We start from the raw sequence: 22595 nt of genomic DNA, 5'->3' as shown, positions 1-22595 counted from the left end.
CGGAGCATACACCAAGCTCCGCCTGTAATGAGATTAACGACCGTTAGCTTTTAGGCTCAGTTCGAAGCCCGAGGATCAAACTTACACACATCAGTAGTAGTACAAAAGTAAACGGTAAACCTGTTGAAATAGCACCCGCTTGCAGTGCTTCAATTGCCTCTTTACCGCCGATCCACAATAGCGCTGCAGCAATTGCACCCTCAATACTCGCCCAGAATATACGTTGTGGTACTGGGGCATCTATTTTACCACCAGCGGTAATACTATCGATAACCAAAGAACCAGAATCCGACGAGGTGATGAAGAAAACCAGTACAAGTACAATCGCCGTGAACGAGAGTAAATCGCTCATCGGTAGGTTTTCAAACATTTGGAACATCGCCAGTGGCACTTCAGTCAAGCCATCAGTACCTAGAGCGCCAATGCCATTTTTTACCTGATCGATAGCAAGGCCACCATAAATTGACATCCAGATCACGGTTACCAATGTCGGGATTAATAAAACTGCGGTAATAAACTCGCGTATGGTACGCCCCTCAGAAACGCGTGCGATAAACATACCGACAAACGGTGACCAAGAAATCCACCATGCCCAGTAAAATACGGTCCAACCTTGGAACCATGCTTCATCTTCACGACCATGCGGGTTACTCAGTGGAATGATGTTTTCAACATAGGCCATTAAAGTCGTCGGAATATTACCCATGGCAATCGCAAAACCTGCAATACCAACGAATACTAATAACACAAATGCAATTAACATATTAACGTTACTAAGTATCTTTACACCGCCATCAATACCGCGAACAACCGAAATAATCGCAAGGGCAGTAACGCCCACAATCACGGCAATTTCTAGACCGAGACCTGCTTCTATGCCAAATACATGTTGGATCCCAGCACCAGCTTGCTGTGCGCCCAGACCGAGTGATGTCGCAAGGCCAAACAAGGTAGCAAGAACGGCGAGAATATCGATGATATGGCCCGGCCAACCCCAAGCTCTGTCTCCTAAAATAGGATAAAAGATTGAGCGGATCGACAGTGGTAAGCCTTTATTGTAGGCAAAGAATGCTAAAGAAAGCGCGACAACGGCGTAAATAGCCCAAGGATGTAAACCCCAATGGTACATGGTCGCGCCCATTGCAAGTTCAGCCGCTTCAGGTGTGTTTGCAGCAACATTTAATGGTGTTTTGTACCAGCCAGTGTAATAGGCGACAGGCTCCGCTACACCCCAAAACATCAGACCGATACCCATACCTGCTGCAAATAGCATCGCCAGCCATGACGCCCGAGTATAGCTTGGTTTGGCGTTTTCACCACCTAAACGAATTTTACCGTAAGGCGATAAAACAAGCACCAAACAAAATAGCACAAAGAAATTACCAGACCACATAAATAGGGCATCAAAGTTACCTATGATATCCCACTTTATGCCGTCTAAAGTGGTTTTAGCTGTGTTTGCATCAACTAATAATACGGCGACTAAAAACGCCAGTATTAATCCAGCACTTACACCAAATACAGGGTTATGTACGTCAAATCCCCACTTTTGAACATTGTCTTGTCCAACTGTGTAGTCTGTATTATCGATGCTGTACTTATCGTGGTGATTGCCCATGATATCCTCTTGTTGTTCTCATCGTGATACGACACCAAGCTGATATACTGAATTAATCGCTAGACAGTGGGTGATAACAATTCGACATAAACTAACTATGCAACAAAGCAAAATGTAATCTGGCTATTAATGCTAATCATTAGCGGCTTAGAATGACTTTATCAGTCGTAAAATATGCTAGCCATAAGCCACAAAAATTACTTAGTCTAGTTTAGATTATTTAGCGTATTCATTCGATTTATGCATTTCAATCACATCAGCCGAATGACTATCTAAATATATGATGGGTTTATGTTAGTTACAGCGACAGTATACTGCCTCAATACTTGTAATTAAGATAAACCAACCGAACCGTTATGCTACTAAGCTATGGTATCAATATATTGTGTCAACTTGATATTCAGTCGATGCTTCAAAGCAGCAACTTTTTAGTTTTAAGTTGTACTGGCAGGTGAATATTCAATGCCAACCAAAACTATCTCTACTAGTTTAGGGGGTGAGATTGAAAAGTAAATGGCTACTGAATTTTTTATTTAAAAATCATCACATTCATCAACTAGACATGAAGAGTGATGTAGACTAAGGAGTTTTTCTTTGATGGCATGTGAAAAAAAACCCCTCTTGCGAGGGGTTTTGGGTAACTCAGCGCCTTTGGCACTGGGAATGAGGTCGGTACATTTGTAAGTTAGGGTGTGTCTTACGATGCCTCAAACTGCATTTCAGGGATCTCACCGTCGACGATAAGCTTGCCTGCAGTTTTGCTGATTATTTCATCAACACTAACACCCGGTGCGCGTTCTAGCAAATGGAATGCGCCGTCTTTTACTTCTAACACAGCTAAATCTGTTACGATTTTCTTAACACAATTTACGCCAGTTAGCGGCAATGTGCATGATTCAAGCAATTTAGAATCGCCGTGTTTGCTAGCATGGGTCATGGTCACTATGATGTTGCGTGCACCAGCAACTAAGTCCATTGCACCACCCATGCCTTTGATTAATTTTTTCGGGATCATCCAAGACGCGATATTGCCTTGTTGATCAACTTCAAAAGCACCTAGTACCGTCAAGTCTACATGACCACCACGGATCATGGCAAAGCTTTCCGCACTATTAAAAATTGCTGCACCTGTCGCTGCTGTCACGGTTTCTTTACCCGCGTTGATCATATCGGCATCAACTAGGTCTTCAGTTGGGTAGGGACCCATACCCAACAAGCCATTTTCCGATTGCAGCATCACTTCAATGCCTTGTGGTACGTAGTTAGCCACTAAGGTTGGAATACCTATGCCTAAGTTAACGTAGTAACCGTCTTCAAGCTCTTGCGCCACGCGCATCGCAATTTGTTCACGATTTAAACCCATGATTGCCTCCTATTTGCGCGTTGTGACACGTTCAATACGTTTTTCAAAGTCACCTTTGATCACGCGATTGACATAAATACCTGGGGTGTGGATTTGACTCGGCTCAAGCTCACCCGGTTCTACGATTTCTTCAACTTCCGCTACGGTGATTTTTCCGGCTGTCGCCGCCATTGGGTTAAAGTTCATTGCTGTGTGGCGGAACACCAAGTTGCCATAGCGATCTGCTTTCCAAGCCTTAACAATAGCAAACTCACCGGTAATTGATTCTTCCAAAATATATGGTCGGCCATCAAATTCTTTTACTTCTTTACCTTCAGCAACGGGAGTACCGTATCCTGTTGCCGTGTAAAAAGCTGGGATCCCAGCGCCACCAGCGCGCATCTTCTCTGCAAGCGTACCTTGTGGTGTTAATTCAACGTCAATAATGCCATCGAGAAGTTGTTGTTCAAACAGCGCATTTTCGCCAACATAAGAGGCAATGATCTTCTTAATTTGACGATCTTTAAGCAAAATACCTAAACCAAAGTCGTCGACCCCACAGTTGTTTGAAACCACGGTAAGTTCTTTTGTTTGCAGGCGCTTAATTTCTGCAATTAAGCCTTCTGGAATACCACACAAACCAAAGCCACCTGCGATGATGGTATCGCCGTCTTTAAGACCCGCCATCGCTTCGCTGTAGCTTGATACGACTTTATCGAAACCGGCCATAAGCCCACTCCTAATAATGTTATTGTTTTAAGATTGACAAGTTTGTTTGAGTGCTAACGACACTTTACTGCTTGGTGTCTTGCCTAGCGCATCACAAATTGTCCATCCTGCTTTTGCTAGCCTTTCTAAATCAATTCCACACTCAATGCCAAGTCCTTGCAGCAAGTAAACTACATCCTCAGTGGCAACATTTCCTGACGCGCCTTTGGCGTAAGGGCAACCACCGAGACCTGCAACGGCGCTATCAACAGTTGCGATCCCCATTTGCAGGGCCGTGTGAATATTCGTTAATGCTTGTCCGTAGGTATCATGGAAATGCACCGCAAGCTTGTCAGCAGGGATATGTTGCAGTAACAAGGTGAGCAGCTGCTGGACTTTTTTAGGCGTACCAACACCTATAGTGTCGCCTAGGCTGATTTCATAACAACCAAGTGACAACAATTGTTTACATACCGCTAAAACTTGCTTTGGTTGTACTTCACCTTGATATGGGCAACCAACCACGCAGCTAACATAACCTCTTACTTTTATGTTGTTTTTTTGTGCAAGTTCAACAACGGGACGAAAGCGTTCAATACTTTGTTCAATCGTGCAGTTGATGTTTTTTTGCGTAAATGCCTCACTGGCGGCAGTAAAAATGGCAAATTCGTCGACCTGATTTTCTAGTGCAAGCTCTGCGCCTTTAAGGTTTGGCGTTAGGGCGCTTATTTCAACGCCTTCACTACGCTCAAAGCCTTGGATCACCGCAGCAGAATCGGCCATTTGTGGCACCCATTTGGGCGACACAAACGCGCCTGCTTCTATGTGCTTGAGACCAGCGTCTTTTAATGCGTTAACCAGCGAGATTTTAGCTTCTGTAGCAACACTGACCTCATTTTGTAAGCCGTCACGTGCGCCGACTTCTACAATTTTGACGTTAGCCGGATACTGAGACATTAGTCCTGCTCCTCAACAATCGCCAGCATATCGCCATGACTAACCAGTTCGCCTTCTGCAAAGCAGTATGAAGTGAGCGTGCCATCAAATGGTGCATTGAGCGTATATTCCATCTTCATGGCTTCGATTATCACCACGGCATCGCCTTTATTAACTTGGGTACCGACGGCTAACAAATGCTTAACCACGGTGCCGTTCAATGGCGCTGCCAGCGGTGCAGCTTCGTGCTCATGATCGCTAATGTAATGCTTTGACTTGAGTTCAACGGTATGTTGATACGGGCCATACATAATAGTGATCGCGGTTTCGGTCACAATGGCACTGGCGTGTAACCTTTCACCATCAATCACCACTGTTAACTGGTGTCCATTTAATTCACATTCAATTTGGTGGATTTGCTCGTTAAACGAAACCTTCCAACCACCTTGAGATTGATAGGCACAGGCGACATGATCTGCAAATGGTAAATCCACTTTCGCGGTTTGGTTAAGCCTAAAGCCTAAGTTTCCCCACACCGTGTTTTTACATGGTTGTTGGTGGCTAAGGTAGGCCGCACTTGCTAATAACACCATTTTATCCAGCGGCGTATTCGATTGAGTTAATACCTCAGTTTGCGTGTCGATAAAGTGGGTATCAGGCGCACCAGCTGTGAAAGTAGGGTGGCCTGCTAAGTGATGTAAAAATGCAATATTGGATTTTAAACCACACAGATGTACTTGCTCTAAACTCGATTTTAGCTTTAGTAACGCTTGCTCGCGGTTTTTGCCATGAACAATAAGCTTGGCGATCATAGGATCGTAAAATGGACTGATCTCATCGCCTTGTTGCACGCCGGTGTCAATTCTTATGCCATCTTTGGCTTCAGGAAAGCTAAGATGTGAAAGTACACCTGAAAACGGCATGAAGTTTTCTTCAGGGTCTTCTGCGTAAATACGCGCTTCAAAGCTATGACCGGATAACGAAACCTGCTCCTGGGTCAGCGGTAGCTGTTCACCCGCAGCAACCATCAGTTGCCACTCGACTAAATCGAGATCAGTTACCATTTCTGTCACTGGGTGCTCTACTTGCAGGCGAGTATTCATCTCCATAAAGAAGAACTCATCGCCACATAGTAAGAACTCTACTGTACCTGCGCCACGATAGTTAATCGCCTGCGCACAGCGTACTGCCGCTTCACCCATAGCTTTGCGCATCGCGTCACTCAAACCTGGGGCGGGCGCTTCTTCAATCACTTTTTGGTGACGACGCTGTAGTGAACAGTCTCTATCACCAAGGTAAACACAGTTACCGTGACTATCGGCAAAAACTTGTACTTCAACGTGACGAGGCTTATCGACAAAACGCTCAAGCAGCACTAAGTCATTGCCAAAACTCGCTGCAGCTTCACGTTTAGCGCCATGTAATGCCGATAAAAACTCGCTGCTTTCTCGTACCACGCGCATCCCTTTACCACCACCGCCGTAAGCGGCTTTGATAAGTACCGGAAAGCCGATTTTTTCAGCTTCTGCCTGTAAGAAATCATCTTCTTGTTTGTCGCCATAATACCCAGGGACCAAAGGTACATTAGCGTCATGCATGATTTCCTTGGCACGAGTCTTAGAACCCATCGCTTCAATAGAACTTGCCAGCGGACCGATAAACGCAATGTTTGCCGCTTCGCACGCTTTTGCGAATACTTCATTTTCAGACAAAAAACCATAACCTGGGTGGATGCAATCGACGCCCGCCGCTTTGGCGACTTCAAGAATTCGGTCTGCGACCAAATAAGACTCTTTACTTGGTGCCGGACCGATATGATAGGCTTCGTCAGCTGTTTTCACATGCATCGCATTGGCATCTGCATCAGAATAAACTGCCACTGTGGTTAGGCCCAATTTCTTTGCGGTGCGCATCACGCGGCAGGCAATTTCACCACGGTTCGCGACTAGAATTTTAGTTAGCATGTAGACTCCTATTCGCTTGCGGCGGTTTGCCAGCGTGGTGCTCGTTTATCGAAAAAGGCGCTAAGCCCTTCTTGGCCTTCGTCACTTACTCTAATTTCAGCGATACGCTTTGCGGTATGGGCGATCAACGCTTCATTTATTTCTTTACCAGCAACTTCGCTGATCAGTGCTTTGGCACTTTTCACAGCAGCAGGGCCATTGTTAAGCAAGGTCTCGAGAAAATCCGCTTCGCTTTTTGCTAAATCATCGCTCAATTCGTGAATTAAACCCATTTCTAGCGCCTTTTCACCATCGAATACTTCGGCTGTTAAAAAATAGCGTCGCGCTTGGCGTTCCCCAATGGCTTTAATGACATAAGGACTAATTACTGCCGGAATAAGACCAAGCTTGACTTCGCTTAAACAGAATTTAGAGTTGTGCTCTGCAATGGCGATATCGCAACAGGCGATTAATCCGAGTGCACCGCCAAAAGCTGCACCTTGCACCAAACACAGCGTTGGGTGAGGGCAAGTGGCCAGCACTTGCATTAATTTAGCAAGTTCTAAAGAATCAGCGACGTTTTCGTCATAGTCGTTGTCTGCCATGGATTTCATCCACGCCAGATCAGCCCCCGCTGAAAAGTGTTTACCTTCGGTTTTTAATACCAGCGCTCTGACATCGAGGCCGCTGGCATATTCGATATTCTTAATGAGTTCGGCAATCACCTCCGCATTGAAGGCATTATGTTTTTCTGGGCGACTTAGCTCTAAAATCGCCACTTTGCTTTTTGTTATATTTAAAGTGACAGGCATAAGTGCTCCTTACATTCTGAAGACGCCAAATTTAGATTCTTTTTGCGGCGCATTGCTCGCAGCCTCTAAGGCAAGACCAAGTACTGTGCGCGTATCCGCAGGGTCGATAACGCCATCGTCCCAAAGCCTTGCGCTGGCATAGTATGGGTGTCCTTGCTTTTCGTACTGCTCGATAATTGGCTTTTTAAATTCGCTCACTTCGGCATCGCTCATGCTAAGGCCTTTACGCGCTAAACCATCTTGTTTAACCTGCGTTAATACGCCTGCAGCTTGTTCACCACCCATTACGGAGATCCGTGCGTTTGGCCACATCCACATCATGGTTGGCTCGTACGCTCTACCACACATGCCATAGTTACCAGCACCATATGAGCCGCCAATCAATACTGTAAACTTAGGCACATCAGCACAGGAAACGGCAGTTACCATTTTTGCACCGTGCTTGGCGATACCTTCCGCTTCGTATTTTTGACCAACCATAAATCCAGTAATGTTCTGCAAAAATAGCAGCGGAATATTGCGCTGTGCACAGAGTTGAATAAAGTGTGCGCCTTTTTGCGCGGATTCAGAAAAGAGAATACCGTTGTTTGCTACGATCCCTACAGGGTGACCATAAATTTCAGCAAAACCAGTCACGAGTGTTTCGCCGAAGTAGCGTTTAAATTCATCAAACTGAGAATCGTCCACGATACGGGCAATGACTTCGCGTACATCAAATGGTTTTTTCAGATCCGTACCAACAATGCCATACACCTCACTGATGTCATAACGTGGTGGTTTGGCATCTTGCAGGAACGGGCGAGTAGGGCGCTGATGGTTAAGGCGTGACACGCACTGTCTTGCGATAGAAAGCGCATGCTCGTCATTTTCTGCATAGTGATCGGCTACACCTGAGACTTTACAGTGAACATCTGCGCCGCCTAAGTCTTCTGCACTCACTTCTTCACCCGTGGCCGCTTTAACAAGTGGTGGCCCTGCCAAGAAAATGGTGCCTTGTTCTTTGACGATAATACTTTCATCGGCCATCGCTGGTACATACGCTCCGCCAGCGGTACATAACCCCATGACCACTGCGATTTGTGGGATCCCCTTTGCAGACATACGGGCTTGATTGTAGAAAATCCGACCAAAATGCAATTTATCTGGGAATACTTCATCTTGCTCTGGCAGGTTCGCACCGCCAGAATCCACTAAATAAATACAAGGAAGATGGCAGCGCTCAGCGATTTCTTGCGCTCGTAGGTGTTTTTTTACAGTAATAGGGAAATAGGTTCCCCCTTTTACCGTCGCATCATTTGCCACAATCATGCATTCAACGCCTTTAACGCGTCCGATCCCGGCGACCACACCAGCACAAGGAATATCTTGCTCGTAAACACCAAACGCGGCGAATTGGCCAATTTCTAAAAACGGCGAGCCCTCGTCAAGCAAGGTTTCAATTCGGTCACGTACAAATAATTTACCGCGACTTTGGTGACGCGCAATAAGCGCTTCACCACCACCTTGGCTCAATGTGGCGACTTTCTCTTTAAGATCAGCAACCAGCGATGCCATCGCATCGCTGTTTGCCTTGAACTGGGGATCATGCGGATTAACCGCAGAATTTAGTACCGTCATGTAGCACTCCTAGCGACTTTCGTTGAATAGCTCACGTCCGATAAGCATACGGCGGATCTCAGACGTACCAGCGCCAATTTCATACAGCTTGGCATCGCGAAGTAGTCGACCTGTAGGATATTCATTGATATAACCGTTTCCACCTAGTAGCTGAATGGCATCAAGTGCAAGTTTGGTTGCAAGTTCTGCGGCATACAAAATTGCACCAGCAGCATCTTTACGTGTGGTTTCGCCACGGTCACAGGCTTTCGCCACGGTATAAACGTATGAGCGTGCGGCGTTCATTTGCGTGTACATGTCGGCAACTTTGCCCTGCACCAGCTGGAATTCACCGATGGATTGGTTAAATTGTTTACGCTCGTGAATATAAGGTACTACTACATCCATACAAGCCTGCATAATACCAAGCGGACCGCCTGCTAACACCACACGCTCGTAGTCAAGGCCACTCATGAGTACCTTAACGCCTTCGTTGTATTCGCCAAGGATGTTTTCTGCAGGTACTTCGCAGTTTTCGAATACCAGCTCACAGGTGTTTGAACCACGCATTCCAAGTTTGTCTAACTTTTGTGCCGTTGAAAAACCAGGGAAGCTTTTTTCGACGATAAAGGCTGTGATCCCACGAGGGCCTGCATTGGTATCCGTTTTTGCGTAAATCACAAAAACGTCGGCATCTGGACCATTAGTGATCCACATTTTATTACCGTTAAGGATGAACTTGTCACCTTGCTTTTCAGCACGCAGTTTCATTGACACCACGTCAGAGCCAGCATTGGGCTCACTCATTGCTAGTGCACCGATGTGTTCACCGCTGATAAGTTTTGGTAGATATTTTTCTTTTTGGGCTTGGTTGCCGTTACGGTTAATTTGGTTCACACATAGGTTTGAGTGTGCGCCGTAGCTTAAGCCAATTGATGCACTCGCACGGCTTATCTCTTCCATTGCGATAACGTGTTCAAGATAACCCATGTTTGAGCCGCCAAATTCTTCAGCGACGGTGATCCCAAGTAGGCCCATTTCGCCAAACTTTGGCCACATTTCGTTTGGAAATGCATTTTCTTGATCTGTTTTTTCAGCAAGTGGGGCAATTTCACTGGTCGCAAAGCTATTCACATGATCACGGATCATGTCTGCTGTTTCGCCTAGTCCAAAGTTTAATTCTTTATATAAAGATACTGTGCTCATCGGTCTTCATCCTGTTGTGAGAGTTTATTTTTCGAGCTCGTGTAGGGTGTCGCGACAACGGCGCTCAGCCGTCACCAGTTCCATTAAGACAACTTTAATGTCGTCCATCTGTTGGCTTAAATCGGCTTTTTTCTCTTCAATGAGTTGCAACATGGTTTTAAGTTGCTTTTCGCTCGATTTGTCGGCGTCGTAAAGCTCAAATAGTCGGCCAGTTTCAGCAAGTGTAAAACCAAGGCGTTTGCCGCGAAGGATCAGTTTTAATCGAACTTTGTCACGTTTTGAGTAAATACGCGTTTGTCCTTGGCGCCTAGGAGAAAGGAGTCCTTGGTCTTCGTAAAAACGAATACTGCGAGTAGTAATATCAAATTCTTTAGCTAACTCGCTGATTGAATAGGTAGGTTCATTAATTTCTTGCATTTTTATTTACACTTACAACGTCACTGATTAGACCAATATAAGTGAAGTTTACGTAAAGGTAAAGTAAGAATAGCAGATCCTTCTTTAGTCTTATAAAAGGAATAATCTGTCCGTTCGAATTGTCATCAAATCTTCATTACAGCTAGAGAAAATAAGCCTTGGAAACAAATTTGTGCAAGTTAGCTTTACACTTTCACTGATCTCGTTTGGCTTGATTTTAGATTTACGTTGGCGTAAACGTAAATATTATGTATGCTCGAATACAGAGTTAATTTTTAACAAGCCAAGATTGGCTTGTAAACAGGAGTTTTGCAATGAGTAACGAAGCTGTTGTCATCGTCGCTGCTAAGCGTACACCAATGGGTGGCTTTATGGGAAGCCTATCTGACGCAACCGCGACAGACTTAGGTGCGACTGCAATTAAAGCAGTAATGAATGAAACAGGTCTTAGTGACGCGAGTATAGACGAAGTTATCATGGGCTGTGTCTTACCTGCAGGTCTTGGTCAAGCGCCAGCGCGTCAAGCGATGCTACATGCGGGGCTTGCACGCTCGACGGGAGCAACCACTATTAACAAGGTGTGCGGCTCGGGTCTAAAAGCGGCGATGTTCGCGCATGATCTCATCCGCTCAGGTAGCATTCATTCTGCTATCGCTGGTGGCATGGAAAGCATGACTAACTCACCTTACTTTATTCCAAAAGCCCGTGGCGGAATGCGCATGGGTCATGGCGAAATCAAAGACCATATGATGGCTGATGGCTTAGAAGATGCTTATGACAATAAAGCGATGGGTTGTTTCGCACAAGCTACTGCTGATGAATATGGCATTACCCGTGAGCACATGGATGAATTTGCACTTGGCTCACTAAGTAAAGCAAACGCCGCAATCGAAAATGGCAGCTTTGGCAATGAAATTGCCCCTCATGTAATGAGTACGCGTAAGGGGGATGTTGAGGTTAATACTGACGAGCAACCTGGTAACGCGCGTCCAGACAAAATTCCATCACTTCGCCCAGCATTTAAAAAAGACGGCACTATCACTGCTGCTAACTCTTCGTCTATTTCTGATGGTGCAGCAGCGCTGATTTTAATGAGTGAATCAGAAGCGAAAAAGCACGGTTTGACACCACTTTGTAAGATTGTTGCCCATGCAACTCACTCACAAGCGCCTGCTGAATTTACCGTGGCACCAGTCGGTGCGATGAATAAGCTGCTTGAAAAAGCGGGTTGGTCGACAGCAGACGTTGACCTTTGGGAAATCAACGAAGCGTTTGCCATGGTGACTATGTTGGCTATCAACGAAATGCAGTTAGATAGCAACAAAGTCAACGTCAACGGTGGTGCTTGTGCACTAGGTCACCCAATCGGTGCAAGCGGTGCACGCATCTTAGTTACACTTATCCATGCACTAAAAAACCGCGGCTTATCAAAAGGCGTAGCGTCACTATGTATCGGTGGTGGTGAAGCTGTAGCGCTCGCGGTAGAAGTGTAAGTTACTGCAATTTATTTCGTTCAAGGGGCGCTGCGTTTTCCATAATTCTAATCATTCACGCAGCGCATAAACTCGTTTTATGGGGAGGAGTGCTTCATGCACCAAGTACCTTTATACATCAACGGTGAATTTTCACAGTCTCAGTCTGACAAATGGTTAGACGTTGTTAATCCGGCTAATCAAGAAGTGTTAGCAAAAGTACCTTGTGCTACTAACGAAGAAGTACAAGCTGCAATTCATTCAGCTCAAGAGGCATTTAAAACGTGGCGTAATGTTCCGGTAACTGAGCGTGCGCGAATTATGATGCGTTATGCAGCGCTTCTTAAAGAGCATCAAGAAGAAATCGCAACCATCATTTGCCATGAACTAGGCAAAACTTTTGAAGATGCGAAAGGTGATGTATGGCGTGGTATTGAAGTGGTTGAGCAAGCATGTAATGCCCCTTCAATGATGATGGGCGAGACGGTAGAAAACGTTGCCCGAAATATCGACACCTATTCATATACCCAACCGCTAGGCGTTTGTGCGGGTATTACGCCATTTAACTTCCCAGCGATGATCCCGCTGTGGATGTTCCCAATGGCAATTGTATGCGGTAACACCTTTGTACTTAAGCCATCAGAGCAAGATCCACTAACGCCAATGCGCTTGGTTGAATTGTTTGAAGAAGCTGGTGCGCCAAAAGGCGTACTACAGGTAGTACACGGTAGTAAGGATCAGGTTGACCAAATCCTTGAAGCGCCGGAAATTCGCGCGATTTCTTTCGTGGGTTCTTGTGGTGTTGGTCAGTACATTTACAGCAAAGGTACGCAAAACCTCAAACGCGTTCAAGCATGTGTTGGTGCGAAAAACCACATGGTTATCATGCCTGATGCGAAAAAAGAACAAGTGATCAATAATCTGGTTGGCTCTTCGGTCGGCGCAGGTGGTCAGCGCTGTATGGGGATCTCAGTTGCCGTGTTTGTTGGGCAATCACAACAGTGGGTAGAGGAACTAAAAGACGCAATGGCGAAGGTTCGTCCTGGCGTTTGGGATGATCCTGAAGCCGCTTATGGTCCGCAAACGACGCCGCAGGCTAAAGCGCGCATTCTGTCGCTGATTGACAGTGGTAAGCAGCAAGGCGCAACGTGTTTGCTAGACGGCTCTGATTTTACAGTTGAGGGTTATGAAAGTGGTAACTGGGTAGGTCCAACCCTGTTTTCAAATGTCACAACTGAAATGGATATCTACAAAGAAGAAATCTTTGGCCCAGTCCTTTGCTGTGTATTTGTCGATAGTTTAGATGAAGCAATTACGCTTATTAATAACAACCCATACGGCAACGGCACCTCATTATTCACTGCAAGCGGTGGCGCAGCACGTAAGTTCCAGCGTGAAATCGAAGTGGGTCAGGTCGGCATTAATATTCCTATTCCTGTGCCATTGCCGTTCTTCTCATTTACTGGTTGGAAGAACTCATTCTACGGTGACCAACACACCTATGGTAAGCAAGGCGTGCGTTTCTATACAGAAACCAAAACGATTACCTCACGTTGGTTTGACGATGAGGCTGTCAGTGGTCCAAATATGAGTATCAACCTTAGATAACTCATATTGCATAGCGTGCTCTGCAGGGGGAGCACGCTATTTTTTACCAAAACGATAAGAATTACCGACACACATTCAGGGTGTCAGAACAGCAAGAGAGGTCTAGCGTGGACTTTAACCTAAACGAAGATCAACAAGCATTTGCCGATATGGCGCACCAATTTGCAATGAGCGAGCTTGCTCCACATGCAGCAAAATGGGATCAAGAGCACATTTTTCCAAAAGACGTAATTCAAAAAGCAGGTGAGCTTGGTTTTTGCGGTCTATATACGCCTGAAGAGGCAGGTGGTCTGGGTTTATCTCGCCTTGACTCAAGTATTATTTTTGAACAACTTTCAATGGGTTGTACAGCAACAACCGCCATGTTGACTATTCATAACATGGCAACGTGGATGATAGCGAGCTTTGCAACGGAAGAAACCAAAGCAAAATATATGGATCAGTTAGTAACAGGTGAGCTACTGGCTTCTTACTGTCTAACAGAGCCTGGTTCTGGCTCTGATGCCGCATCGCTGAAAACAAAAGCAATAAAAGAAGGAGACGAGTACGTTTTGTCTGGCTCTAAGATGTTTATCTCAGGCGCGGGTGAAACTGACGTATTGGTGGTAATGGCAAGAACCGGTGAAGCAGGTCCAAAAGGTATTTCGGCCTTTGTTGTACCTGCCGATGCTGATGGCGTTATTTATGGCAAAGCAGAAGAAAAAATGGGTTGGAACGCTCAACCTACGCGCCTTATCACGCTTGAAAATGTCCGTATCCCAGCTGCCAACCTACTAGGCCAAGAAGGCGAAGGCTTCAAATTTGCGATGCAAGGTCTTGATGGTGGTCGTATTAATATTGCAACTTGCTCTATAGGTACAGCCCAGCAAGCGCTCAATACCGCCAAGCAGTATATGCAAGAGCGTTCTCAGTTTGGTAAACCGTTAGCGGCGTTCCAAGCACTGCAATTTAAAATTGCAGATATGAATACAGAACTTGTGGCTGCGCGCCAAATGGTTCGACTTGCAGCATTTAAGCTGGATAGCAACGACCCAGAGAAGACCACTTATTGTGCAATGGCGAAGCGTTTTGCCACTGATGTGGGCACTAAGGTGTGTGATGATGCACTGCAAATTCATGGTGGTTACGGGTATATCAAAGAATATCCACTTGAACGTCATTTACGTGACGTACGTGTTCATCAGATCCTTGAAGGTACAAACGAAATCATGCGTGTAATTATTGCACGTCGGATCTTAGCTGAAGGCGCGGCAAGCGTCCTATAAGGAGAGTATCATGACTGCACAATTAAAACTCGAAAAACAAGGCCATACTGCCGTTGTTACTATGTCAAATCCACCGGCGAATACGTGGACAAAAGACACATTAACTGCACTTAAAAATCTAGTAATCGAATTGAACGCAGATAAAGAAATCTATTCGTTAGTGATCACTGGCGAAGGTGAAAAGTTCTTTTCAGCCGGTGCTGATCTAAACGTATTTGCCGACGGTGACAAAGGAGTCGCTGCGGATATGTCTCGAGTATTTGGCGAAGCGTTTGAAACACTCAGCGACTTTAGAGGCGTATCTATTGCTGCTATCAATGGTTTTGCAATGGGTGGCGGTTTAGAAGTAGCACTAGCATGCGATATCCGCATTGCCGAAGTTCAAGCACAAATGGCACTCCCAGAGGCGAAAGTGGGGTTGTTACCTTGTGCTGGCGGCACACAAAACTTGTCGTGGCTTGTAGGCGAAGGCTGGGCAAAACGTATGATTTTATGCGGTGAGCGCTTAAAAGCTGATAAAGCACAGCAAATTGGCTTAGTTGAAGAAGTGGTCGAGCAGGGTAAAGCACTGGAAGCTGCGCTTGAACTTGCTAAGAAAGTAGAAGATCAAAGTCCAGTTGCGGTCACGGCTTGTAAGGCTCTAATTCAAAAAGGCCGCACTGGCACTATCAATAGCGCATTGCCACTTGAACGCGAACTTTTCGTAACACTATTCGATACGCAAGATCAAAAAGAAGGCGTAAACGCGTTTTTAGAGAAGCGTAAAGCGAATTGGGTAAATGGCTAATGATTGAATTTGAGCTAATAAATCACGAAGAGGCGCCGGTTATTTTCGAACAGGCAACGTGCCATAACGGGATGAAAATAGCGCTGGCGACATTAAATGCACCAAAAGCGTTAAATGCCTTAAACCTTGATATGATCCGTTTGCTCGCGCCACAACTAGACGCTTGGGCAAACGACCCGCAAATAGCAATGGTTATGCTAAAAGGTGCTGGAGAGAAGGCGTTTTGTGCCGGCGGCGATGTCGTGAGTTTATATCGCGAAATGTCGTCTGATACGAGTAACGCATTAATCGAAACCTTTTTCAGTGAAGAGTACCGGTTAGATTATCAAATCCATAACTATGATAAGCCAATCCTACTATGGGGTAATGGCATCATCATGGGGGGCGGACTGGGCTTAACGGCTGGCGCAAGCCATAAAGTGATGACCGAAACGTCGCGCATCGCGATGCCGGAAATCACCATTGGCTTATACCCTGATGTGGGAGGGAGCTATTTCCTCAATAAGATGCCAAAAGGCGTTGGACTATTCTTGGGTCTCACCGCTGCAAACATTAACGCTGCGGATGCCAAGCTGGTTGGGCTCGCCGATCATTTTATGGACTCAGAAAAACTGAGCTTACTATTACAAAACCTAGTTGAAGTGAACTGGGGCAAAACCAATGTATTAAATCATGAAAAGCTTACTCAGTTGCTGTTGTCACTAGATGAAGCGTCTCATGCGCCGCCCAAAAGCGAAATTAAACCGCTTATCAAAGTGTTCGAAGCGCTTGATGAGAAAGATGATTTATCAGAGCAGGTTGAGTTTATTTTGGCGTTGGATAGCACTGACAACAAATGGCTAAGCAAGGCACAGGCTGCATTAAAGCATGGTTCACCATTAAGTGCCGCATTGGTTAAAGCTCAGCTCACTAGAAGTGCAGGCAAAACACTAAGAGACTGTTTTAAGCAGGAATTAGGAATGTCGGTAACGGCTGGCGAGTTTGGTGAGTTTCAAGAGGGTGTACGTGCGTTGCTTATCGATAAAGATGGCAAGCCAAATTGGCGATTTAAATCTGTCGCCGAGGTTACAGACGATGCAATAGAACGCTTTTTTGCACCTCGCTGGGATGAAAACGATCACCCATTGCGTGACTTATAAGGAGTGACTTAAATGGCACAAGTAGGATTTATCGGCTTAGGCAATATGGGTGGTCCAATGGCCATTAACCTATTAAAGGCTGGCCACCAAGTATGTGTATTCGATTTGAACCCAGAGGCCGTTGCGACGCTTGAAGCAAGTGGCGCGACGAAGGCGACGGTTGTGAGCGATGTATGTCGCGAAGCTGATTATGTGATCAGTATGCTGCCTGCAGGCAAACATGTTCGAGCAGTGTATACCGGTGATGACGGATTAATTAATTACCTTAGCAAAAACACACAAGTAATTGATTGCTCGACCATTGATGCTGGATCTGCTCAGTTTGTTGGCAACAAGTTGGCAGAATCGGGTATTTCATTTGTCGATGCGCCAGTGTCTGGCGGTGTGGCAGGTGCAGCGGCCGGTACCTTAACTTTTATTGTCGGTGGTAATAAAGCGGACTTTGAACGTGCGCATGTGGTACTGACCAATATGGGTAAGAATATCTTCCATGCTGGAGATATTGGTGCCGGACAAGTCGCTAAGATATGTAACAATATGCTGTTATCAATACTAATGGCGGGCACAAGTGAAGCGCTGCAGATGGGTGTAGATCATGGCTTAGATCCTAAAGTATTGAGCGAAATCATGCTAAACAGCTCTGGTCGTAACTGGACGCTAGAGCTATACAACCCATGTCCTGACGTACTAGAAAATGTGCCTTCTTCGAACGGTTATAAGCCGGGCTTTATGGTTGATTTAATGGCTAAAGATCTTGGTCTTGCGATGCAATCTGCGCAGCAAACGAATTCTGCGACGCCCATGGGGGCTCTGGCGAAGAATTTGTATAACTTGATGCAAAATCAAGGCAAAGGCAATGAAGACTTTAGTGCGATTTTTAAGCTTTATTCAGAGAAATAGGACACTATGGATATTAACAATAAAACAGTTGTGATCACCGGTGGTGCGCAAGGCTTAGGTCTTGCCATGGCGACTGAAATGGCAAAGCATGGGGCAAAACTTGCCCTGATTGATATGCAAGAAGACGTTTTAGCAGAAGCGAAGCACGAACTAGCTCAATTCGGCACCCAAGTTAACACGTATGTCGCTAATGTTAGTCAAGAATCAGACGTCGAAAATGTGTTTAATGCGATCGTAAATGACTTCGGCGATATTTCGGTATTAATTAATAATGCGGGTATTTTGCGTGACGGTTTGCTACTCAAAGCAAAAGATGGGCAAGTCATCGACAAAATGTCGCTTTCGCAATTTCAATCCGTTATTGATGTCAACCTCACGGGTGTTTTCCTGTGCGGTCGCGAAGCTGCTGTCAAAATGGTAGAAGCGGGTAATGGTGGCGTGATCATTAATATGTCGAGCGTTGCACGCGCTGGTAATATGGGACAAACCAATTATTCAGCGGCAAAGTCTGGAGTCGTTGCGATGACTACCAGTTGGGCTAAAGAATTAGGTCGTTTTGGTATTCGCGTGGGCGCAATTGCGCCAGGTGTGATCCGTACAAAAATGACCGATGCAATGAAGCCTGAAGCCAAAGAGCGCCTAGTGAAAATGAAGCCAGTAGGGCGTCTTGGCGAAGCGCAAGAAATTGCCCATACTGCAAAATATATCATTGAAAACGATTTCTTTACGGGACGTGTCGTTGAGATTGACGGCGGCATTCGCTTGTAATGAAAAAATAGGCTTGGTTTTACAACTTGTAGTCCAAGTTCCTACTTGAGTGTGTGAAGCGGCAATGCAAATTGCCGCTTTTTTATTTGAAAGACATTAAATTAGTTAGGAGAAGTGCTTGAAGTTATCTGGAATACATCACGTCGCTGTTATTTGTTCTGACTACCAAAGATCAAAAGTGTTTTATACCGAAGTACTTGGTTTGCACGTACTCAGGGAGAACTATCGAAAAGATAGAGCGTCCTATAAATTAGATCTTGCGCTGCCTGATGGGAGCCAGGTTGAGTTGTTTTCGTTTCCAAATCCTCCCAAGCGACCATCACATCCAGAGGCGCAAGGGCTGAGGCATTTAGCATTTAGTGTATCAGATATTGATGCTTGTATTGCACACCTTGTGCAGTATCAAGTTGCTGTAGAGCCTGTTCGAATAGATGAATATACAGGCAAACGGTTTACCTTTTTCAGCGATCCTGATGGTTTGCCGCTGGAGCTTTATGAGCAATGTTAGTTAACTACTCTAAAAGGGTTAAATTATGTATGAGATGTTAGTGGCGATGGAAATTCATAACAGCGAGCGATATGCCAAATATCGTGAAGCGATGAAGCCAATCTTAAGACAATATGGTGGTGGATTTAGTAACGATTTTCATATTGCAGAAACCTTGCTAACAGAGGGACAGTGCCAAGCGAATCGACTTTTTACCATATATTTTCCTGATCAAGCTTCAATGGAGTCCTTCTTCAGTGATGCTGAATATGTAGAGGTAAAAGCGCGATACTTTGAAGATAGCGTCAGTGGGTTCGATATTTTGGCAAGCTACATTAGGTAAGGCTAAAACAAGGAGCAAAATTGGGTAAAGTTTATTCTATGTGGGTCGATAACATTTAATAACTCCGCGGTAAAATGAATTTGTAACAAGGATATAGGTTATGAATATAAGACCACCATATCAAATGAATAACGGCAATGTTGTAAACTCAACATCGTCAGAAAAACTACATGAAAAGGTCAGAGAAGTTGCGACAAATAGGGCCGACGATGAGCCCAATCAATTACCTAGTTCAGACAATGAATTAACTATTGATTTTTCTTACACACAATCACCAGTCACATACAGTAAAGAATTTTTTCTCAACCTAGACCTCAGCATGGTTGGGCTTAAGCGCTATGGGATTCATCGAGAGCATATGGGGACGGATGAAAATGGCCATATTTATAAAGATACCTATGGTGATTTTGAAGGAAGAGAGAAAATTGACGAATTTCTAGCTATTTTCGATCGTTTGGACGAAGAACAAAAAATAAAGTTTTCCCACTTTAAACCAACTGAAGCACTTCTTGATGTTGCTAACAGATTAACTGATGAGGAGCTTGGACAGCTCACCGATTTTATTGTCGAATCGTTGTCTATCAACATACTTGATCCAAAAAAGGATGATTATTCTACCAAGCTAATAAATAAGCTTAGCAATATGTCAGATGAGGTATTAAAAGATACGGTGAGGACCATGTCTAAGCTGATGGAGCAAGCTAACAATAAAGTCTTCGCAGAACCAAATTTACCAGCTTATCTGCTTGATAAAGACGGCCATGCTGATTTCGATTTAAATGTAAGAGATTTGGGCTTTTTTGAAGATGTAAATGAGTATGGTGACATGAACAACCAATTATTAAATGACTATGCAAAATTTGTCATTGATAACAAATTCTCAGACGGTGATCTTTTAGATCTGAACGCGCATATAGCAAATTCTGATTTTGATACGAGTCGTGGCATGCTAGATATGGCAACCTTGGTTAAGGCAAATGACCGAACTACTTTTATAGAAATGTTAAACGAAGTGGATACGCGGGAGCCGAATAACCTGTTCGCAAGATTGAGCAAACTCAATTACGAAAATGAGAACACAGAATACTTTAGAACTGACAATCGAGAATACGTTAAATTTAAAGGTGCACCAGCTGACGATAACGAAAAAAGTAGGTTATACAATCAGCTGATAAAAACCTATGAAAATCAGGGGCTCGGTTGGATGAATGACGTAATGGAGCAGTCAGAAGGTATGCCTGTGCGAGCTGAGCTCAATATGTGGCTATCTATTTTAGAAGATGTTGAAGAAAACCCCGATGCGTTTAAACGCTCAGACTCTGTCGAAACTTGGATGGAGCGCAATTTAGCTGGAATTGTAAATGACTACTATCAAGGCATAAAAGACAAGGTATTTGCGCATAATGAGGAACTAGATAACTTTCTCAATATGTCTATGCTTGAAAGAATTGAACTCGATACAATTGAACTCGATACAATTGAACTTGACGAACAAACTCCTATAGCTGAATAGAGAAAGATCTATTACATCCCAAATATTGTTCTACACTTAATTAAGAACGAAACAAGCTAGTTAATTCAAAGGCTTGTTTCGACGTGAGTCTTGACTATATAACGCAGCAACTTTGTTAAGGGAGAGTTTAATGCGCGGCGTGATATTTAGAGGTTTAGAAGAATTAGTTGTAGAAGCGATTGGCATGCAAGCTTGGGATGAGTTACTCGAAGCACATGCACCTGAGGGAAGGGTTTATGTTTCCCCTACATCCTACCCAGATGCAGAGTTATTTGCGTTAGCGCAAGGCGTTGCTGACAAATTGAATAAGCCATTGACAGATGTATTGGCCATTTTCGGACAGTCGTTATTTGGATTTTTAGCGGAAAAGCACAAAGGTATTTCATCAAAATTTACGTCGTTTGAAGAATTGGTTTTATCTATCGATAGCGTGATACACATGGAGGTAAAAAAGCTTTACGATGAACCGAACCTCCCCTCAATTGCGGCGATAGTGAAAGATGACAAAACTATCGTATTAGAGTATTGCTCGAATCGTAAATTGTGTTTTTGTGCGGAAGGGCTTCTTTATGGTGCCGCCCAATTTTACAGTCGCAAACTAAAAATTGAACATCCACAGTGCATGCACAGCGGCGCTAAACATTGCGTACTCATTCTTCATTTGGATTAATTCGATGTCTGAATATAACGACTATAAAAAGGCGTATCTAAGAGAGCGTTGTGCGCGTGATGAAGTCGAGTCATTACTTGAAGAGAAAACGCGAGCGTTATATCTAGCCAATCAAACACTTGAACGTCAATTAGCGCAACTTAAGAATCAGCAAGCCGTATTAATAAACAACGAACGTATGGCGACATTAGGGACACTATCAGCAGGCGTTGCACATGAATTAAATAACCCGTTGGCATATGTGGCAGGTAACCTAGAGTCACTTAATTACTATATCTCGCCCATATTACAATTGCTTGAGACAGTAAAATCACTTGAGCAAAATGAATTGAGAGGAGATCAATTGGAAGCTCGCCTTATTGATATATATTTAAGGCAACGTATTGACGAAATTACGAATGATTTGCCAGATCTCGTTCACGATACGCTGCACGGCTGCGAGCGAATTAAAACCATAGTAAACGATTTAATGAATTTCTCCCGCTCCAATAACGATAGTGTCGGTAGGGCGTCTCTAAAGTCTATTGTTGAAGACACGCTTCGCTTACTCCATGGTCAACTTAAGGGATACGAGCTGACCGTCGCGGTCGAAGATGTGCCAACTATCTATTGCAAGGAGGGAGCGCTAAAACAAGCGATCATCAATCTTTTGGTGAATGCTAAATATGCGGTAGACATGAGCCATAAATCGCATAAATCAATAGAAGTGTTACTCGCACCGGGTAACGATCAAGATATTATCTTAAGTGTTAGCGACAACGGAATTGGAATTGATGCTGATGTGCTTCCTAGATTGTTCGATCCTTTTTTTACGACTAAGCCTGTCGGTGAAGGTACGGGCATGGGACTTGCCATTACTCATGCGATTGTAAAAGAGCACAAAGGGAAAATTGATGTTCAGAGCCAAGAAGGAGTGGGTAGTCAGTTTACTATTTCCTTTCCTCTGGAACAGTGAAAAGCTTGCGCCTGTCCCTATTTTATAATACGTTAATCGACTAAATCAGATATATCTCAGTGATTTTCATCTGAGGTTTCGAGCCTCATCTTTTAATACTCAAACGTAAT

Annotated in this window: 21 protein-coding genes; 12 read left to right on the top strand and 9 right to left on the bottom strand. The window is 44.5% G+C overall.

Annotated elements, in window-relative coordinates; translation table 11 throughout:
- Window positions 1–43: 43 nt before the first annotated feature.
- The 9 genes from MHN32_RS16990 to MHN32_RS16950 all read right to left on the bottom strand — a co-directional run bounded on the left by MHN32_RS16990 (window position 44) and on the right by MHN32_RS16950 (window position 10578).
- Window positions 44–1618, bottom strand: a complete 1575-nt coding sequence (locus MHN32_RS16990; protein ID WP_010604943.1) for a BCCT family transporter — start codon at window positions 1616–1618, stop codon at window positions 44–46.
- A 697-nt stretch (window positions 1619–2315) separates the two neighbouring features.
- Complete coding sequence (locus tag MHN32_RS16985) at window positions 2316–2981, bottom strand: CoA transferase subunit B (protein ID WP_239422371.1); 666 nt, start codon at window positions 2979–2981, stop codon at window positions 2316–2318.
- Window positions 2982–2990: 9 nt separating this feature from the next.
- The gene (locus tag MHN32_RS16980; RefSeq protein ID WP_010378612.1) at window positions 2991–3689 is read right to left on the bottom strand and encodes a CoA transferase subunit A; all 699 of its coding nucleotides are present in this window, start codon (window positions 3687–3689) and stop codon (window positions 2991–2993) included.
- A gap of 27 nt (window positions 3690–3716) precedes the next feature.
- Window positions 3717–4625: a hydroxymethylglutaryl-CoA lyase gene (locus MHN32_RS16975; RefSeq protein WP_239422370.1), complete on the bottom strand. Its 909-nt coding sequence runs from the start codon at window positions 4623–4625 to the stop codon at window positions 3717–3719.
- Complete coding sequence (locus MHN32_RS16970; RefSeq protein WP_239422369.1) at window positions 4625–6568, bottom strand: acetyl/propionyl/methylcrotonyl-CoA carboxylase subunit alpha; 1944 nt, start codon at window positions 6566–6568, stop codon at window positions 4625–4627. The genes MHN32_RS16975 and MHN32_RS16970 overlap by 1 nt, the downstream gene beginning before the upstream one ends.
- A gap of 8 nt (window positions 6569–6576) precedes the next feature.
- A complete protein-coding gene (locus MHN32_RS16965; RefSeq protein ID WP_010604939.1) occupies window positions 6577–7359 on the bottom strand; it encodes an enoyl-CoA hydratase-related protein in 783 nt (260 codons plus the stop codon).
- 9 nt (window positions 7360–7368) lie between these two features.
- Window positions 7369–8976, bottom strand: a complete 1608-nt coding sequence (locus MHN32_RS16960; RefSeq protein ID WP_010604938.1) for a carboxyl transferase domain-containing protein — start codon at window positions 8974–8976, stop codon at window positions 7369–7371.
- 9 nt (window positions 8977–8985) lie between these two features.
- Window positions 8986–10161 (bottom strand): isovaleryl-CoA dehydrogenase, encoded by a 1176-nt coding sequence (locus tag MHN32_RS16955; RefSeq protein ID WP_010378622.1) that lies wholly within the window; start codon window positions 10159–10161, stop codon window positions 8986–8988.
- A gap of 24 nt (window positions 10162–10185) precedes the next feature.
- Complete coding sequence (locus MHN32_RS16950; protein WP_010378624.1) at window positions 10186–10578, bottom strand: MerR family DNA-binding transcriptional regulator; 393 nt, start codon at window positions 10576–10578, stop codon at window positions 10186–10188.
- Between the two features lie 314 nt (window positions 10579–10892).
- On the opposite strand from MHN32_RS16950, the gene MHN32_RS16945 reads away from it, so the two are divergent.
- The 12 genes from MHN32_RS16945 (at window position 10893) to MHN32_RS16890 (ending at window position 22485) form a co-directional block, all read left to right on the top strand.
- Window positions 10893–12071 (top strand): acetyl-CoA C-acyltransferase, encoded by a 1179-nt coding sequence (locus MHN32_RS16945; protein ID WP_239422368.1) that lies wholly within the window; start codon window positions 10893–10895, stop codon window positions 12069–12071.
- A gap of 96 nt (window positions 12072–12167) precedes the next feature.
- Window positions 12168–13658 carry a CoA-acylating methylmalonate-semialdehyde dehydrogenase gene (locus MHN32_RS16940; RefSeq protein WP_010604936.1) on the top strand — a complete coding sequence of 497 codons (1491 nt, stop codon included), beginning with the start codon at window positions 12168–12170 and terminating at the stop codon, window positions 13656–13658.
- A 107-nt stretch (window positions 13659–13765) separates the two neighbouring features.
- Entirely contained in the window at window positions 13766–14923 is a 1158-nt protein-coding gene (locus tag MHN32_RS16935; RefSeq protein ID WP_010604935.1) for an acyl-CoA dehydrogenase family protein, read from the top strand.
- 10 nt (window positions 14924–14933) lie between these two features.
- Window positions 14934–15710 (top strand): enoyl-CoA hydratase, encoded by a 777-nt coding sequence (locus MHN32_RS16930; RefSeq protein WP_069022460.1) that lies wholly within the window; start codon window positions 14934–14936, stop codon window positions 15708–15710.
- Window positions 15710–16849: an enoyl-CoA hydratase/isomerase family protein gene (locus tag MHN32_RS16925; protein ID WP_239422367.1), complete on the top strand. Its 1140-nt coding sequence runs from the start codon at window positions 15710–15712 to the stop codon at window positions 16847–16849. The genes MHN32_RS16930 and MHN32_RS16925 overlap by 1 nt, the downstream gene beginning before the upstream one ends.
- Window positions 16850–16861: 12 nt before the next feature.
- Complete coding sequence (mmsB, locus tag MHN32_RS16920) at window positions 16862–17749, top strand: 3-hydroxyisobutyrate dehydrogenase (RefSeq protein WP_239422366.1); 888 nt, start codon at window positions 16862–16864, stop codon at window positions 17747–17749.
- A 6-nt stretch (window positions 17750–17755) separates the two neighbouring features.
- Window positions 17756–18517: an SDR family oxidoreductase gene (locus tag MHN32_RS16915; protein ID WP_010604931.1), complete on the top strand. Its 762-nt coding sequence runs from the start codon at window positions 17756–17758 to the stop codon at window positions 18515–18517.
- Between the two features lie 118 nt (window positions 18518–18635).
- Entirely contained in the window at window positions 18636–19025 is a 390-nt protein-coding gene (locus MHN32_RS16910; RefSeq protein WP_010604930.1) for a VOC family protein, read from the top strand.
- 25 nt (window positions 19026–19050) lie between these two features.
- Window positions 19051–19347 carry a DUF1330 domain-containing protein gene (locus tag MHN32_RS16905; RefSeq protein ID WP_045988103.1) on the top strand — a complete coding sequence of 99 codons (297 nt, stop codon included), beginning with the start codon at window positions 19051–19053 and terminating at the stop codon, window positions 19345–19347.
- Window positions 19348–19447: 100 nt separating this feature from the next.
- Window positions 19448–20860 carry a hypothetical protein gene (locus MHN32_RS16900; RefSeq protein WP_239422365.1) on the top strand — a complete coding sequence of 471 codons (1413 nt, stop codon included), beginning with the start codon at window positions 19448–19450 and terminating at the stop codon, window positions 20858–20860.
- Window positions 20861–20990: 130 nt separating this feature from the next.
- Entirely contained in the window at window positions 20991–21530 is a 540-nt protein-coding gene (locus MHN32_RS16895) for a heme NO-binding domain-containing protein (protein WP_010604927.1), read from the top strand.
- A gap of 4 nt (window positions 21531–21534) precedes the next feature.
- A complete protein-coding gene (locus tag MHN32_RS16890; RefSeq protein ID WP_239422364.1) occupies window positions 21535–22485 on the top strand; it encodes an ATP-binding protein in 951 nt (316 codons plus the stop codon).
- Window positions 22486–22595 lie beyond the last annotated feature (110 nt).

Source organism: Pseudoalteromonas sp. Of11M-6 (genome assembly GCF_022347905.1).
Lineage (GTDB): Bacteria > Pseudomonadota > Gammaproteobacteria > Enterobacterales > Alteromonadaceae > Pseudoalteromonas.
Note: the sequence above shows the minus strand (reverse complement) of the source record. Positions and strands in the feature narration are given on the sequence as shown.